Genomic DNA, 15,820 nt, shown 5'->3' with positions numbered 1-15,820 from the left:
TGAACCCTTGGCGGAAATCCGGCTGGAAACCCGCCCTGAGTTCACGCTCGGCGCAAGCGTCCTCAGCGGTTCTGGAAGTTGGGCTTGCGCTTCTCGGCGAACGCTCTGGGGCCTTCCTTGGCATCGTCGGACAGGAAGACCTTGATGCCGATCTGGGTGTCGATCTTGAACGCCTCGTTCTCGTGCATGCCCTCGGTCTCGCGGATCGCCCGCAGGATCGCCTGCACGGCGAGGGGTCCGTTAGCCGATATGACGTCTGCGAGCTCTAGCGCCTTGGACAGCGCCTGACCGTCCGGCACCACGTGCCCGATCAGGCCCATCTCCTTCGCCTCGGCGGCGGTGATGTGCCGTCCGGTCAGCAGCAGATCGCAGGCGACCGTGTAGGGGATTTGCCGCACCAGCCGCACGGCCGATCCGCCCATCGGGTACAGGCTCCACTTGGCCTCGGAGATGCCGAACTTGGCGCTCTCGCCGGCGATGCGGATGTCGGTGCCCTGCAGGATCTCGGTGCCGCCGGCGATCGCGGGTCCCTCGACGGCCGCGATGAGGGGTTTTGTGAGCCGGCGTCCCTTGAGCAACGCGTCGATTCGCGACGGGTCGTAGCTGCCGTCCTTGAAAGATTCACCCGGCGGCTTCTTCGTTGCCGCCTTGAGGTCCATGCCCGCGCAGAAGTAGCCACCGGCCCCGGTCAGGATGCAGCAGCGGATGTCCGGATCGTTGTCGACGCGGTCCCAGGCCTGGACCATGATTTCCATCATTTCGGTGCTCAGGGCGTTGCGGGCGTGCGGCCGGTTCAACGTCACGATCAGGGTGTGACCGCGCTGTTCCACCAGGGCGTCTTGGCCCGATTCCTCGTTTGCTGGAGCCTCAGCCACGGCTACCGCCTCTCCCTCGACATTGAGCACGAACTTGTCAGGAAATGTAACACGTTCTAATTTGGTGGCCGTGGCCCTGAATATTGCCGATCTCGCAGAGCACGCCATCGACGCCGTGCCGGACCGTGTCGCCCTGATCTGCGGCGACGAGAAGCTCACCTACGCCCAGCTGGAGGAGAAGGCCAACCGCCTCGCCCACTACCTGATCGATCAGGGGGTGAAGAAGGACGACAAGGTGGGGCTGTACTGCCGCAACCGCATCGAGATCGTCATCGCGATGCTCGGCATCGTCAAGGCGGGCGCCATCCTGGTGAACGTCAACTACCGCTACGTCGAGGGCGAGTTGCGCTACCTGTTCGACAACTCCGACATGGTCGCCCTGGTCCACGAGCGCCAGTACTCCGACCGGGTGGCCAACGTGCTGCCGGACACCCCGAACGTCAAGACGATCCTGGTCATCGAGGACGGCAGCGACGCCGACTTCCAGCGCTACGGCGGCGTCGAGTTCTACTCCGCGATCGCGCAGGGCTCACCCGAGCGCGACTTCGGCGAGCGCAGCGCCGACGACATCTACCTGCTGTATACGGGTGGCACGACGGGCTTCCCGAAGGGCGTGATGTGGCGCCACGAGGACATCTACCGGGTGCTCTTCGGCGGAACCGACTTCGCCACAGGCGAATTCGTTGCCGACGAGTACGACCTGGCCAAGGCCGCCGCCGCCAACCCGCCGATGGTCCGCTACCCGATCCCGCCGATGATCCACGGCGCCACCCAGTCGGCCACCTGGATGTCGATCTTCTCGGGCCAAACCACCGTGCTCGCACCGGAATTCAACGCCGACGAGGTGTGGCGCACCATCCACGAGCACAAGGTGAACCTGCTGTTCTTCACCGGCGACGCGATGGCGCGGCCGCTGCTCGATGCGCTGCTGGCCCACCAGGACGAGGGGAACGAGTACGACCTGTCCTCGCTGTTCCTGCTCGCCAGCACCGCCGCACTGTTCTCGCCGAGCATCAAGGAGAAGCTGCTCGAACTGCTGCCGAACCGGGTGATCACCGACTCCATCGGCTCCTCGGAGACCGGCTTCGGCGGCACCAGCATCGTCGCCAAGGACGCGCCGCACGCCGGCGGCCCCCGGGTGACCATCGACCACCGCACCGTGGTGCTCGACGAGGAGGGCAACGAGGTCAAGCCCGGCTCCGGAGTGCGCGGCTTCATCGCCAAGAAGGGCAACATTCCGGTCGGCTATTACAAGGACGAGAAGAAGACCGCCGAGACATTCAAGACCATCAACGGCGTCCGGTATGCGATCCCCGGCGACTGGGCGCTGGTCGAGGACGACGGCACCGTCACGATGCTGGGCCGCGGCTCGGTGTCGATCAACAGCGGCGGCGAGAAGATCTACCCCGAGGAGGTTGAGGCGGCGCTCAAGGGCCACCCCGACGTCTTCGACGCGCTGGTGGTCGGCGTGCCCGATCCCCGATACGGGCAGCACGTCGCCGCCGTCGTGCAGGCGCGGCCGGGGTCCAAGCCCTCGCTGGCCGAACTGGACCGCTTCGTGCGCTCCGAAATCGCCGGATACAAAGTGCCGCGCAGCCTTTGGCTGGTCGACGAGGTGAAGCGCTCCCCGGCCGGCAAACCGGACTACCGCTGGGCCAAAGAGCAGACCGAGGCGCGCCCCGCCGACGACGTGCACGCCGCTCACGTGAGCGCTTGACCGAATTCGTCAAGCACCACCCGAACGCCCCGGCCGGGTACTTCGCGTGGGAGGCCGCGGGCCTGCGCTGGCTCTCCGGCGTCGACGGCGGAGCGCCGTGCGCGCGGGTGCTCTCCGTCGACGCGACGAGCCTGATCCTGGGCCGGCTTGATTCCGTGCCACCGACCGCGGAGGCGGCGCGGGCGTTCGGTGGCCGGCTCGCGGTGACGCACGACGCCGGCGCGCCGGCCTTCGGGGCCGGCCCCGACGGCTGGGACGGGCCCGGGTTCTTCGGCCCGCTGTCCCAGCCGCTGCCGATGTCGTTGCGGCGGCACCCGCGCTGGGGGGACTTTTACGCCGAGGAGCGGCTGACCCCGATGGCGGAGCTGGCGGCGCCGCGGCTGGACGCGTCGACTCGCGACGCGATCGACTCCGTCGTGGCGCGTTGCCGCGCGGGTGACTTCGACGACGACGATTCGGCCGCCCGGCTGCACGGTGACTTGTGGAGCGGCAACGTGATGTGGACACCCGACGGGGTGGTGCTGATCGACCCGGCCGCGCACGCCGGCCACCGCGAGACCGACCTGGCGATGCTCGCCCTGTTCGGCTGCCCGCACCACGACGCGGTCCTCGACGGCTACCAGCGGGTGCGGCCGCTGAAACCGGGTTGGCGCGACCGGGTCGGGCTGCATCAACTCTTTCCGTTGCTGGCGCACGTCGTGCTGTTCGGCGGCGGGTACGCGCGTCAGACGCAGGCTGCCGCCCGCGCGGCACTGGCCGCGTAACGTCCGTCTACTGTTGGACCTCGATGACGGTCGATGTGTGGATGCAGCACCCCACTGCGCGGTTCCTGCGCAGCGACATGCTGGCATCCCTGCGGCGCTGGACCGGGGATTGGATACCGGACGCCGACGTCCCGATCGGGGCCAGCATCGAGGCGATGGACGCCGCGGGCGTCCGGTTCGGTCTGCTCAGTGCGTGGCGCGGCCCGGGCGGGCAGGATCTGATCTCCAATGAAGAGGTTGCCGAGTGGATCCGCCTGCACCCGAACCGGTTTGGCGGGCTGGCCACCGTCGACCTGGATCGGCCGATGGAAGCGGTTCGCGAGCTGCGGCGCCGCGTGGCAGAAGGATTCCTCGGCCTTCGGGTGGTGCCGTGGTTGTGGAACGCCCCGCCCACCGACCGCCGCTACTATCCGTTGTTCGCCGAATGCGTGGAGCAAGGCGTGCCGTTTTGCACCCAGGTGGGCCACACCGGGCCGCTGCGGCCGTCGGAGACCGGCCGCCCGATTCCCTACATCGATCAGGTCGCCCTCGACTTTCCCGAGCTGGTGATCGTCGGCGGCCACGTCGGCTATCCGTGGACCGAGGAGATGGTCGCCGTCGCGCGCAAGCACGAAAACGTCTACATCGACACGTCCGCCTACACGCTGCGCCGGCTGCCGCCAGAGCTGGTCCGGTTCATGAAAACCGGTACGGGACAACGCAAAGTGCTGTTCGGGACCAACTACCCGATGATGAGCCACACGCACGCCCTGGCGGGACTCGACGAACTCGGCCTGTCCGACGAGGGCCGCCGAGACTTCTTGCACGGCAACGCCGAGCGCGTTTTCAAACTGGAGGCAAACACGTGAACGGTGCCCAGGCTTTGATCAACACGCTGGTCGACGGCGGTGTCGACGTGTGCTTTGCGAACCCGGGCACCTCGGAGATGCACTTCGTCGCCGCCCTGGACACCGTCCCGCGAATGCGTGGGGTGCTGGCCCTGTTCGAGGGCGTGGCCACCGGCGCGGCCGACGGCTACGCCCGCATCGCCGGCCGGCCCGCGGCGGTGCTGCTGCACCTGGGCCCCGGCCTGGGCAACGGCCTGGCGAACCTGCACAACGCCCGGCGGGCCCAGGTGCCGATGGTGGTGGTCGTCGGCGATCACGCCACGTACCACAAAAAGTACGACGCCCCACTGGAATCCGACATCGACGCACTCGCCGGCACGGTCTCGGGGTGGGTGCGCCGCACCGAGCAGACGGCGGACGTCGCGTCCGACACCGCGGAGGCGATCGCCGCCAGCCGCGCGGGCTCGCAGATCTCGACCCTGATCCTGCCCGCCGATGTGTCGTGGTCGGACGGGGCGCAACCCGCCGGGACGGTGCCCGCGGAGCCGGCGGGGGCCGAGCCGCGGCTGGCGTTCGAGGTGATCGAGGTGCTGCGCTCCGGGGAACCCACGGTGATCATGGTCGGCGGCGACGCCACCCGCGGTCCCGGACTCGCCGCGGCCACCCGCATCGCGGAGGCGACCGGGGCCCGCGTGTTGTGTGAGACGTTCCCGACCCGGCTCGAGCGCGGCGCCGGCGTCCCCGCCGTCGAGCGGCTCGCCTATTTCGCCGAGGCCGCGACCGCCCAGCTGGACGGCGCCAAGCATCTGGTGCTGGCGGGCGCCAAGTCGCCGGTGTCCTTCTTCGCCTACCCGGGCATGCCCAGCGACCTCGTCCCGGCCGGCTGCGAGGTGCATCTGCTCGCCGGGCACAGCGGCGCCGCCGAGGCGTTGGCCGCGGTGGCCGACGAGGTGGCGCCCGGAACCGTTGCGCCCGTGGCGGTTGCGGCGCGCCCCCAACTGCCGAGCGGTCCCCTGACGTCGGCGTCGGCGGCCGACGTCATCGGGGCGCTGCTGCCGGAAGGGGCGATCGTCGTCGACGAGTCGAACACCTCCGGTGTGCTGCTGGCCCAGGCCACGGCGGGGGCACCGGCCCATGACTGGCTGACGCTGACCGGCGGGGCGATCGGTTACGGGATCCCGACCGCGGTCGGGGCCGCGGTCGCCGCCCCCGATCGGGCGGTGCTGTGCCTGGAATCCGACGGGTCGGCGATGTACACGATTTCGGGGTTGTGGACTCAGGCGCGCGAACAACTGAACGTGACGACCGTCATCTACGACAACAGCGCCTACGACATCCTGCGCATCGAGTTGGCCCGGGTCGGGGCCGGATCGGCGCCCGGGCCGAAGGCCCTCGACCTTCTCGACTTGTCGCGCCCCACAATGGATTTCGTCAAGATCAGCGAGGGGATGGGGGTCCCGGCGCGCCGCGTCACCACCGGCGAGGAACTCGCCGACGCGCTGCGGCGGGCGTTGAACGAACCCGGGCCGCACCTGATCGACGCGGTGGTGCCGTCAATAACGGGCTAGCCCCGGAAGCCGGCCGAGGACCCACTCCGACATGGAGTTGAGGACGTCGACGCCCGTCTCCATCACCCCGTCGTGGACCCTGGCCGCCAGGGCCACGCCCCATTGCCCCGAGGCCGTGGGCACGATGCCGAACTGGCGCACCAGGTAGTCGCCCTGCGTGCCGGGCCCCCAACCGCCCTTGGCCGCAAAGCCTTTCGCGGCCAGGCCCCAGCGGTGGCCGCTGGTGAGGCGCTGCATCAAGTCGATCACGTCGGCCGAATCGGGGATGGAGGGCAGTTCGGCCGCGAACCGGGCCTGCCGCTGCAGGGTCCACTGCGTCTGGCCGAACGCCGTGTACCCGCGCCGGAGCCGGCGGGATTCGACCACGGTGGCGGTGTCACCGCCCTCGGCGATCACACCCTGCACCCGCCGTGCGGCCTCCTGCGGATCGCCCAAGTGCGACCACAGTTGCTCCGATGCGCGGTTGTCGGATTCGGTGATGGCCGCTACGGCCAGGTCCTTGGCCCGCAACCAATCGCTGCGCAGCGCCGCAATCACCAACGGCACCTTGATCGTCGACCATGCGACACCGGACCACCACCGGCCCAGCGAATAGGTGCGATCGGGCCGGGCGATCGCGACCCCGACCTCCGCCGGCATCGCGGCGCACAGCTGATCAAAGCTCGCTTCGAGCGCGGTCTCCAAGGGCCGGGAAGTCATGTCGCTACCGGCGAACCTGCCACACCGGATCCCCGCAGTCGACGCCCTGGGCCGCCAGCTGGCGCTTGAGCACCTTGAACGTCACCGTGCGCGGAAGCTCGGCGCTGACCCGCACGTACGACGGCCACTGCTTGGGCCCCAGGTCGGGCTGCTCGGCCAGGAAGGCGCGAAACTTCTCGGCATCGAACTCGGTCCCCGGGGCCATCACGACCGCCGCCATCACTTGGTCACCCACCACCGGATCCGGCACCGCGTACACGGCCACCTCCGTCACGTCGGGGTAGCGTAGCAGCACTCGCTCGATCGGCGCGGCGCCCAGGTTTTCCCCGTCGACGCGCATCCAATCACCCAGGCGCCCCGCGAAGTACGCGTAGCCGGCGTCGTCGCGGTAGGCCAGGTCGCCGGTGTGGTAGACCCCGCCCGCCATCCGCTCGGCCTCGGCTGCCTCGTCGTTGTAGTAACCCTCGAAGCGGCCGGGGCCCGCGGTGTTCACCAGCTCGCCGACCACGCCCGGCGGGCAGGATTCACCGGTGTCGGGGTCGACGATGTCGACGCCCTGCGGGAGCGGACCCAGTGCGCCGTCCGGGGTGTCCGGGGTGCGCGCGATCGCCACCCCGCCCTCGGTGGAACCGAACCCGTCCTGGACCACGCAGCCGAACCGGCGACCGAAGCGCTCGATGTCGCCGGGCACGCCCTCGTTGCCGTACACCGCCCGCAGCGGATTGTCCGCGTCGTCGGGCCGCTCCGGGGTGGCCAGCACATAGGACAGGGGCTTGCCGACATAGTTGGCGTAGGTGGCACCGAAGCGGCGGACGTCGGCCAGGAAATTGGAGGCGGAGAACTTGCGCCGCAACGCCAGTGAGCCCTGGCACGCCGCCGCCACCGCCCAGCCGACCAGCACCGCGTTGGAGTGGAACAGCGGCATCGACACATAGCAGACGTCGTCGCGGCCGAGGTCGAATCGCTGGGTCATGGTCACGCCCGCGATCGCGACCTTGCCATGGCTGCACTTCACCGCCTTCGGCTCGCCGCTGGTGCCCGAGGTGAAGATCAGCATGAAAAGGTCGTCCGCCGTTGCGGATTGGAAACGCGGCTCGGCGCCGCCGTGCGCGGCCACTTCGTCGGCCCACTCCGTCGAGTCGACGTTCACGTGGTCGATGTCGCCCAACGCGGCGGCCGAACCCGAATCGGCCAGCACCACTTGACAGTCGGCGTGGGCGATGTCTCGGGCCAGCGCTTCGCCGCGGCGCACCGGGTTCAGTCCCACCGGCACGATGCCGGACATGCCGGCCGCGGCCAGCATCGCCGAGAAGAACGGCGTGTTCTCCAACAGCACACCGATGTGGGGTGGCTTCGCCGGGTCCAGGCGGTCGCGCAACGCCGACGCGATCGCGGCGGCGTTGCGCAGGTGATCCCGCCAGTTGGTGTACGAGTCTTCGAAGTAGACGCCCCGGTCGTCGATCTCGGCCAGCGGCACCAGCAGTTTGGTGACCGTCGGGTCGGGCGGAAGCACGAAGTCAGGCAGGGGTTTCCGCCAGCTCACGGCCGATCCGGCGCAGCTGACCGGTGGCCCCGCCCAGCGCGAATTCGGTCTCCTTGGCGGCCAGGAAGTAGCGGTGCACCGGGTGATCGGTGTCGACGCCGACACCGCCGTGCACGTGCACGATGGTGTGCGCCACCCGGTGCCCGGCGTCGGCGGCCCAGAACGCCGCGCTGGCCACGTCGATGTCGGCGGGCACATCCTCGGAGACGCGCCAGGCCGCCTGGGTGAGCGTGAGCCGCAAGCCCTTGACGTCGATGTAGCCGTCGGCGAGGCGCTGGGACACCGCCTGGAAGCTGCCGATCGGTCGATCGAATTGCTCTCTCTCGCGGGCGTATTCGGCGGTGAGCTGGAGGCCGCGTTCGAGCACCCCCAGCTGGAACGCGCTGCGGCCCAAGGCCGACAGCGTGTCGAGCCAGACGACCACCTCGGCGCCGCCGACCATGCGGGTGCCATCGACCTGGGTCCCGTCCAGGGTCAGGTGTCCGACGCTGCCCAGGCCGGTGGTCTCCAGCCGGGTCACCGAAACGCCGGGGTCGTCGGCGGCGACGACGAAAACGGCGGTGCCGGAGTCGGTCTGGGCCGGAACCAGGAAGGCATCGGCGGCCGGCCCGAAGCCGACCTGGGTGCGGGTGCCGGTGAGACGGTAGCCCTCACCGGCGCGGGCGGCCTGCACCGGACCCTCACCCATCTCGCCCAGCAGCGCGACGGCGAGGATCTTCTCGCCGCTGACCGCCGGGGCGGCCCACTGCTGTTGCAGCTCCTCGGTGCCGAAGCGGGCCAGCGCGCCGGCGCCGAGCATCACCGACTCGAGGTAGGGCACGGCCGCCAGCTGGTGGCCCAACGCCACCAAGATGGCGACCTGCTCGAGCACACCGAAACCGTCGCCGCCCACCGAGGTGGCCGAGGCGCTGGTCAGGATGCCGGCGTCGACGAGCTTGCCCCACAGCTCGCGGTCGAACCGTTGGTCGAGCTTGTCGAGCTCGCGCTGGTGCTCCGGTGTGCACACAGAACTGACGATCGTGTCCACCAGGCCGCCGAGATCGTTCGCCGCTTCGGTTGTCGAGAAGTCCATCGATGTTCGTCCTTTCCGACGAGGAGGCTCAGCGGTTGCGGGGCAGGCCGAGGGCGACCATGCCGATGATGTCGCGCTGCACTTCGTTGGTGCCGCCGCCGAAGGTCAGGATCAGGCACGCCCGGTGCATCCGCTCGACCCGGCCGCGCAGCAGGGCGCCCGGCGAATCCTGGCGCAGCGTCGCCGCCGTGCCGAGCACCTCCATCAGCAGCCGGTACGCCTCGGTCGCCAGCTCGGTGCCGTACACCTTGGCCGCCGACGCATCGGCCGGCGACAGCGACTCGCTGTTCGACGACGCCAGCTCCCAGTTGATCAGCTTGAGCACCTCGGCCTTGGCGTGCACGCGCGCGAGGTTGAGCTGCACCCACTCCGAGTCGATCAGCCGGGCGCCGCCGTCGTCCTTGGTGTTCTGCGCCCACTCGCGAACCTCGCGCAGGGCCAAGAAGATCGGTTGCGGCGATACCAGGGCGACGCGTTCGTGGTTGAGCTGGTTCGTGACCAGCTTCCAGCCGCCGTTCTCCTCGCCGATCAAGTTGGTCACCGGGACCCGCACGTCGGAGTAATAGGTCGCGCTGGTGTCCACGCCGGCCATGGTGTGCACGGGCGTCCACGAGAAACCCTCGGCGGTCGTCGGCACGGTGAGCATCGAAATCCCGCGGTGCTTCTTGGCGTCGGGGTTGGTGCGCACGGCCAGCCAGACCCAGTCGGCGTAGGCGATCAGGCTGGTCCACATCTTCTGGCCGTTGATGACGTACTCGTCGCCGTCACGGACGGCGGTGGTGCGCAGGTTCGCCAGGTCGGTCCCGGCGCCGGGTTCGGAGTAGCCGATGGAGAAGTGCAGCTCGCCGGCGGCGATCTTGGGGAGGAAGAACTTCTTCTGCTCCTCGGTGCCGAACGCCATGATGGTCGGCGCCACGCTGTTGATCGTCAGGAACGGCACCGGAACGCCGGCGATCGCCGCCTCGTCGGTGAAGATCAGCGAGTCCATCGGCGAGCGGTCCTGGCCGCCGTACTCCTTGGGCCAGTTCAGGGTGAGCCAGCCGTCCTTGCCCATCTGGGCGACGGTGTCGCGATACGCGGTGCCGGTGCCGACCTCGCCGTCGCCCGAGGAGGTCAGTGCCTCGCGACGCTCGGGCGTCATGAGTTTGGTGAAGTACGACCGCAGCTCGCGACGCAGCTCCTCCTGTTCAGGGGTGTAACTGATGCGCATTCCAGCCGTCCTTTGCTAACCTGACTCGCCTCGATTAGCCGACGTTACTCGGCCGACGACTACCCATTCGTCTTCCCGGTTGTAACACGTTCTAGTCTGAGATTCCAGCGACCGTTTCCCCAGCGGTATCCGGGCCCTATGGTGGTCCTACATACTGATGGGGCTCGTGCTCAAGTGAGGGCCAGCTGCAAGGAGGGTGCTGTGCGGGTGATCGTCGACCACGACCGGTGCGAAGGCAATGCTGTGTGCTTGGGAATCGCGCCGGATATCTTCGACCTGGACGACGAGGATTACGCCGTCGTCAAGCTCGATCCGATCCCCGCCGACCAGGAGCAGCTGGCCGAGCAGGCGATCGCCGAATGCCCGCGAGCCGCGCTGTTGCGCGAAGACTGACCCGAGCGCTAGAGCGTCTTGACGAAACTAGAGGTATTCATAAATTGACTAGCAGCACGAACGCGACCGATCTCTCCGGAAAGGTCGCGGTGGTGACCGGTGCCGCCGCGGGGCTGGGGCGGGCCGAAGCGCTTGGCCTGGCTCGAGCCGGCGCCACCGTCGTCGTCAACGACATCGCCGCCGCGCTGGACGCCTCCGACGTCATCGACGAGATCAACTCGGCGGGTTCCAAGGCCGTCGCGGTCGCCGGCGACATCAGCGAGCGCGCGACCGCCGACGAATTGGTCGCCACCGCCGACGGCCTGGGCGGGTTGGACATCGTCGTCAACAACGCCGGCATCACCCGCGACCGGATGCTGTTCAACATGTCCGACGAGGAGTGGGACCTCGTCATCGCGGTGCACCTGCGTGGCCACTTCCTTTTGACCCGCAACGCGGCGACCTATTGGCGCTCGAAGGCCAAGGAGGCCGGTGGAACCGTCTTCGGCCGCCTGGTCAACACCGCGTCCGAGGCGGGGCTGGTCGGCCCGGTAGGGCAGGCCAACTACGGTGCGGCCAAGGCCGGCATCATCTCGCTCACCCTGACGGCCGCGCGGGCGCTGGGCCGCTACGGGGTGTGCGCCAACGCGATCTGTCCGCGCGCCCGCACCGCCATGACGGCCGACGTCTTCGGTGCCGCACCGGAAGTGGAGGCGGGCGGGGTCGACCCGCTGTCGCCCGAGCACGTGGTCAGCCTGGTGAAGTTCTTGTCATCGCCCGCGGCCGCGGAAGTCAACGGCCAGGTGTTCATCGTGTACGGCCCGCAAGTGACGTTGGTGGCGGCGCCGACCGCGGAGCACAGGTTCAGCGCCGAGGGGGCCGCGTGGGAGCCCGCGCAACTGAGCGAGACGCTGCAACAGTACTTTGCTGGGCGCGATCCGGAACGGAACTTTTCCGCGGTCGGGCTAATGGAGCAATAACCGTGTGAGGTTACTTTACGGGGGGGAATCGGCAGGTAGAACCTGTGTCAGTTTGAGGCATTGCAATGGTGTCTGACCTGGCAAATTAACGTTTTGGACAAAGAAATACTGTTCGTTGACACCATTAACTTGTTCTGGGTTAATATGATCCGGCTCACACCGAGCCGCATGCGACGGAAGACACCGCTAAGGCGACGCACAGACTTCGCCGCGAGCAGCTGAGGGGGGTAGCCGAGTTGAAGGAACAACTTGCGGTTCCCGCCCGCGCCGTCGGCGGGTTTTTCGAAATGATGATCGCCACCGGTCGTGAAACTTTCCGCCGGCCCTTCCAACTGGGCGAGTTCCTGGAACAGACCTGGATGATCGCGCGCGTGTCGCTGGTTCCGACCCTGCTGGTGTCCATCCCCTTCACCGTGCTGGTGGCGTTCACCCTCAACATCCTGCTGCGCGAGATCGGCGCCGCCGACTTGTCCGGGGCGGGAACGGCATTCGGCACCATCACCCAGTTGGGTCCGGTGGTGACCGTGCTCGTCGTGGCGGGCGCCGGTGCCACCGCGATCTGTGCCGACCTCGGTGCGCGGACCATCCGCGAAGAGATCGACGCGATGCGCGTGCTCGGCATCGACCCGATTCAGCGCCTGGTGGTCCCGCGGGTATTGGCCTCCACGGTCGTCGCGCTCTTGCTCAACGGTTTGGTGTGCGCCATCGGGTTGTCCGGTGGCTACGTGTTCTCCGTCTTCCTGCAGGGCGTAAACCCCGGTGCGTTCATCAACGGGCTGACCGTCCTCACCGGTCTGCGCGAACTGGTTCTTGCCGAAGTCAAGGCGCTGCTGTTCGGCGTGATGGCCGGGCTGGTCGGCTGTTACCGCGGCCTGACCGTCAAGGGCGGACCCAAGGGCGTCGGCAACGCGGTCAACGAAACCGTCGTCTACGCGTTCATCTGTCTATTCGTCATCAACGTGGTGATGACGGCCATCGGCGTACGGATCTCGGCGAAGTGAGTACACGATGAGCTACGACGTCACCTACCGGCTGCGCAACCTCGCCTCCCGGTTGCAGGGGCCCGTCGATGACTTCGGTGAGCAGGCCTTGTTCTATGGCCACACCGTGCGCCACGTCCCCCACGCGATCACCAAGTACCGCAAGGAGACGGTCCGGCTGATCGCCGAAATGACCATGGGCGCTGGGGCGCTGGTCATGATCGGCGGCACCGTGGGCGTCGCCGCCTTCCTGACCCTGGCCTCCGGCGGGGTCATCGCGGTGCAGGGCTACTCGTCGCTGGGCAACATCGGCATCGAGGCGCTGACCGGGTTCCTGTCGGCGTTCCTCAACGTCCGCGTCGTCGCGCCGGTGATCGCCGGAATCGCGTTGGCCGCCACCATCGGTGCCGGTGCCACCGCCCAGCTGGGCGCCATGCGGGTGTCCGAAGAGATCGACGCCGTCGAATGCATGGCGGTGGAATCGGTGTCCTACCTGGTGTCCACCCGCCTGATCGCCGGACTGATCGCGATCATTCCGCTGTACTCGCTGTCGGTGCTCGCCGCGTTCTTCGCCGCCCGCTTCACCACCGTGTACATCAACGGGCAGTCAAAAGGTCTCTACGACCACTACTTCAATACCTTCCTCATCCCGTCGGACCTGCTGTGGTCGTTCCTGCAGGCGATCGTGATGTCCATCGCTGTGATGCTCGTCCATACCTACTACGGCTACAACGCAAGCGGTGGCCCGGTCGGCGTCGGCATCGCGGTCGGCCAGGCCGTGCGCACCTCGCTGATCGTCGTCGTCGTCATCACATTGTTCATCTCACTCGCCGTGTACGGCGCGTCCGGTAACTTCAACCTCTCCGGATAACAGGACCGCTTAAAGGACATGGCAGAAACCGACACGCGACGCACCCACGTCCGGCTGGCAGCCGCGGTGCTGGCCGGCCTGATACTGGCGTTCGCCGTCATCACTTACCTTTCCTACACAGCGGCTTTCGCCTCGATCGACAAGGTCACCGTCTCGGCTCCGCGCGCCGGGCTGGTGATGGAGAAGGGCGCCAAGGTCAAGTACCGGGGCATCCAGATCGGCAAGGTCGAGACCATCGACTACGCCGATGACCAGGCCCGGCTGACGCTGGGCATCAACAGCAACGACATGCATTTCATCCCCTCGAACGCCACGGTGCACATCGCGGGAAACACCATCTTCGGCGCCAAGGCGGTGGAATTCATTCCGCCGCAAAACCCTTCGCCGACGTCACTGCGCCCGGACGCCCACGTCGCCGCCTCCTCGGTGCAGCTGGAGGTGAACACGCTCTTCCAGTCGCTGATCGACCTGTTGCACAAGATCGACCCGGTCGAACTCAACGGAACACTGAGCGCGCTGTCCGAAGGCCTGCGCGGTCACGGTGACGACTTCGGCGGCATCCTGACGGGCCTGGACACCCTGACGCGCCAGACGAATCCGAAGCTGCCCGCGCTGCAGGAGGACTTCCGCAAGACGGCGATCGTCGCCAACAACTATGCCGACGCCGCCCCGGACCTGAACACGGTCTTCGACAACCTGCCGACGATCAACAAGACCGTCGTCGACCAGCAGAACAACCTCAACGACACCTTGCTGGCGACGATCGGCCTATCCAACAACGCCTACGAGACGTTGGCCCCGGCCGAACAGAACTTCATCGACGCCATCAACCGGTTGCGGGCACCGCTGAAGGTGGCCGCCGACTATTCGCCGGAATTCGGCTGCCTGTTCGCCGGCATCGAGCGCGGTATCAAGGAATTCGCCCCGCTGATCGGTGTCCGCAAGGCGGGCCTGTTCACGTCGTCGAGCTTCGTGCTCGGCGCGCCGTCGTACACCTACCCGGAGTCGCTGCCCATCGTCAACGCCTCGGGTGGTCCCAACTGCCGCGGGCTGCCGGACATCCCGACCAAGCAGACCGGTGGATCCTTCTACCGCGCCCCGTTCCTGGTCACCGACAACGCCAACATCCCGTACGAGCCGTTCACGGAGTTGCAGTTTGACGCGCCGTCGACACTGCAGTTCTTGTTCCACGGCGCCTTCGCGGAACGGGACGACTTCTGATGGCGGCCGGAACCATGCCCTCGCACCGCTCGATGATGATCAAGGTCAGCATCTTCGCGGCCGCCATGCTGCTGGTGTCCGCGGCGCTGGTGGTGGTCTTCGGCGACTTCCGGTTCGGTCCCGAAAGCACGTACCACGCAACGTTTACCGACGTGTCGCGGCTGAAGTCGGGTCAGAAGGTCCGCATCGCCGGCGTCCCGGTCGGTGCGGTATCCGGCGTCAAGCTCAACCCGGACAACACCATCGATGTGGCGTTCGGGATCGACAGGCGCTACACGCTGTATTCGTCGACGCGGGCGGTGATCCGCTACGAAAACCTGGTCGGCGACCGATATTTGGAGATCACCTCGGGGCCGGGGGAGCTGCGCAAGCTGCCGCCGGGCGCGACCATCAACTCCCAACACACCCAGCCCGCACTGGATCTCGACGCGCTGCTGGGTGGCCTGCGGCCGGTGCTCAAGGGTCTGGATGCGGACAAGGTCAACACGATCAGCAGCGCCGTCATCGAGCTGCTGCAGGGCCAAGGCGGCGCGTTGTCCAACGTGTTGGCCGACACCAGCGCGTTCTCGTCGGCGCTGGGCCAGCGCGACCAGCTCATCGGTGACGTGATCAACAACCTCAACACCGTGCTCAAGACCGTCGATCAGCGCAGCGCCCAGTTTTCGACCAGCGTCGACCAGTTGCAGCAATTGATCAGCGGGCTGGCCAAGAACAAGGACGACATCGCGGGCGCCATCCCGCCGCTGGCCTCGACGACGACGGATTTGACCGAGCTGCTGCAGAATTCGCGCCGGCCGCTGCAGGGCATCTTAGAAAACACCAGGCCGCTGGCCACCGAGCTGGACAACCGCAAGGCGGAGGTCAACAACGACATCGAACAGCTCGGTGAGGACTACCTTCGGCTGGCCGCACTCGGTGCGTACGGGTCGTTCTTCAACATTTACTTCTGCTCCGTGACGATCAAGATCAACGGCCCGGCCGGCAGCGACATCCTGCTGCCGCTCGGCGGCCAGGTGGATCCCAGCAAGGGGAGGTGCGCTTTTGCCAAGTGACGCAAAGCGCGAGCGCGATCCGCTGCGCACCGGCATCTTCGGGGTGGTGCTGGTGGCTGTCTCTTATAC

At 67.7% G+C, this 15,820-nt stretch carries 15 protein-coding genes; 10 read left to right on the top strand and 5 right to left on the bottom strand.

Going from position 1 to position 15,820, the window contains the following annotated elements:
- Positions 1 to 62: 62 nt before the first annotated feature.
- Positions 63 to 875 (bottom strand): crotonase/enoyl-CoA hydratase family protein, encoded by an 813-nt coding sequence (locus WU80_RS13970; RefSeq protein WP_055403200.1) that lies wholly within the window; start codon positions 873 to 875, stop codon positions 63 to 65.
- A gap of 64 nt (positions 876 to 939) precedes the next feature.
- On the opposite strand from WU80_RS13970, the gene WU80_RS13965 reads away from it, so the two are divergent.
- From WU80_RS13965 to WU80_RS13950, 4 genes are read left to right on the top strand one after another with little or no spacing between them, the layout of a single operon-like run.
- Complete coding sequence (locus WU80_RS13965; protein WP_055403221.1) at positions 940 to 2,592, top strand: acyl-CoA synthetase; 1,653 nt, start codon at positions 940 to 942, stop codon at positions 2,590 to 2,592.
- Positions 2,589 to 3,356, top strand: a complete 768-nt coding sequence (locus WU80_RS13960) for a fructosamine kinase family protein (protein ID WP_055403199.1) — start codon at positions 2,589 to 2,591, stop codon at positions 3,354 to 3,356. Before WU80_RS13965 ends, WU80_RS13960 begins: the two co-directional genes overlap by 4 nt.
- Before the next feature lie 23 nt (positions 3,357 to 3,379).
- Entirely contained in the window at positions 3,380 to 4,204 is an 825-nt protein-coding gene (locus tag WU80_RS13955) for an amidohydrolase family protein (RefSeq protein ID WP_055403198.1), read from the top strand.
- Positions 4,201 to 5,751: an acetolactate synthase large subunit gene (locus WU80_RS13950; protein ID WP_055403197.1), complete on the top strand. Its 1,551-nt coding sequence runs from the start codon at positions 4,201 to 4,203 to the stop codon at positions 5,749 to 5,751. Before WU80_RS13955 ends, WU80_RS13950 begins: the two co-directional genes overlap by 4 nt.
- On the opposite strand, the gene WU80_RS13945 is transcribed toward WU80_RS13950, so the two are convergent.
- From WU80_RS13945 to WU80_RS13930, 4 genes are read right to left on the bottom strand one after another with little or no spacing between them, the layout of a single operon-like run.
- Positions 5,737 to 6,450, bottom strand: coding sequence for a serine hydrolase (locus tag WU80_RS13945; RefSeq protein ID WP_055403196.1), 714 nt, complete (start codon positions 6,448 to 6,450; stop codon positions 5,737 to 5,739). The two genes, WU80_RS13950 and WU80_RS13945, sit on opposite strands and share 15 nt — an antisense overlap.
- 4 nt (positions 6,451 to 6,454) lie before the next feature.
- Positions 6,455 to 7,963, bottom strand: coding sequence for a long-chain-fatty-acid--CoA ligase FadD17 (fadD17, locus tag WU80_RS13940; RefSeq protein WP_055403220.1), 1,509 nt, complete (start codon positions 7,961 to 7,963; stop codon positions 6,455 to 6,457).
- Positions 7,964 to 7,967: 4 nt separating this feature from the next.
- A complete protein-coding gene (locus WU80_RS13935; protein WP_055403195.1) occupies positions 7,968 to 9,065 on the bottom strand; it encodes an acyl-CoA dehydrogenase family protein in 1,098 nt (365 codons plus the stop codon).
- Positions 9,066 to 9,093: 28 nt separating this feature from the next.
- Positions 9,094 to 10,275 (bottom strand): acyl-CoA dehydrogenase, encoded by a 1,182-nt coding sequence (locus WU80_RS13930; RefSeq protein WP_055403194.1) that lies wholly within the window; start codon positions 10,273 to 10,275, stop codon positions 9,094 to 9,096.
- Positions 10,276 to 10,476: 201 nt separating this feature from the next.
- On the opposite strand from WU80_RS13930, the gene WU80_RS13925 reads away from it, so the two are divergent.
- The 6 genes from WU80_RS13925 to WU80_RS13900 all read left to right on the top strand — a co-directional run bounded on the left by WU80_RS13925 (position 10,477) and on the right by WU80_RS13900 (position 15,751).
- Positions 10,477 to 10,668: a ferredoxin gene (locus tag WU80_RS13925; protein WP_055403193.1), complete on the top strand. Its 192-nt coding sequence runs from the start codon at positions 10,477 to 10,479 to the stop codon at positions 10,666 to 10,668.
- A gap of 44 nt (positions 10,669 to 10,712) precedes the next feature.
- On the top strand, positions 10,713 to 11,627 hold the full coding sequence (locus WU80_RS13920; protein WP_055403192.1) for a 3-oxoacyl-ACP reductase: 915 nt from the start codon (positions 10,713 to 10,715) through the stop codon (positions 11,625 to 11,627).
- 236 nt (positions 11,628 to 11,863) lie between these two features.
- Complete coding sequence (locus tag WU80_RS13915) at positions 11,864 to 12,628, top strand: ABC transporter permease (RefSeq protein WP_055403191.1); 765 nt, start codon at positions 11,864 to 11,866, stop codon at positions 12,626 to 12,628.
- Positions 12,629 to 12,635: 7 nt separating this feature from the next.
- Positions 12,636 to 13,478, top strand: coding sequence for an ABC transporter permease (locus WU80_RS13910; RefSeq protein WP_055403190.1), 843 nt, complete (start codon positions 12,636 to 12,638; stop codon positions 13,476 to 13,478).
- 18 nt (positions 13,479 to 13,496) lie between these two features.
- Positions 13,497 to 14,699 (top strand): MCE family protein, encoded by a 1,203-nt coding sequence (locus WU80_RS13905; RefSeq protein WP_055403189.1) that lies wholly within the window; start codon positions 13,497 to 13,499, stop codon positions 14,697 to 14,699.
- Complete coding sequence (locus tag WU80_RS13900; RefSeq protein WP_055403188.1) at positions 14,699 to 15,751, top strand: virulence factor Mce family protein; 1,053 nt, start codon at positions 14,699 to 14,701, stop codon at positions 15,749 to 15,751. Before WU80_RS13905 ends, WU80_RS13900 begins: the two co-directional genes overlap by 1 nt.
- Positions 15,752 to 15,820: the final 69 nt, after the last annotated feature.

This window comes from Mycobacterium sp. UM_11, assembly GCF_001414075.1.
Lineage (GTDB): Bacteria > Actinomycetota > Actinomycetes > Mycobacteriales > Mycobacteriaceae > Mycobacterium.
This window is presented reverse-complemented; position numbering and strand designations above follow the sequence as displayed.

Bases quoted from the DNA above. Each gene is read 5' to 3' on its own strand.
- WU80_RS13955 (WP_055403198.1), top strand. From the start codon at position 3,380: ATGACGGTCGATGTGTGGATGCAGCACCCCACTGCGCGGTTCCTGCGC.
- WU80_RS13945 (WP_055403196.1), bottom strand. From the start codon at position 6,450: ATGACTTCCCGGCCCTTGGAGACCGCGCTCGAAGCGAGCTTTGATCAG.
- WU80_RS13935 (WP_055403195.1), bottom strand. From the start codon at position 9,065: ATGGACTTCTCGACAACCGAAGCGGCGAACGATCTCGGCGGCCTGGTG.
- WU80_RS13930 (WP_055403194.1), bottom strand. From the start codon at position 10,275: ATGCGCATCAGTTACACCCCTGAACAGGAGGAGCTGCGTCGCGAGCTG.
- WU80_RS13910 (WP_055403190.1), top strand. From the start codon at position 12,636: ATGAGCTACGACGTCACCTACCGGCTGCGCAACCTCGCCTCCCGGTTG.
- WU80_RS13905 (WP_055403189.1), top strand. From the start codon at position 13,497: ATGGCAGAAACCGACACGCGACGCACCCACGTCCGGCTGGCAGCCGCG.
- WU80_RS13900 (WP_055403188.1), top strand. From the start codon at position 14,699: ATGGCGGCCGGAACCATGCCCTCGCACCGCTCGATGATGATCAAGGTC.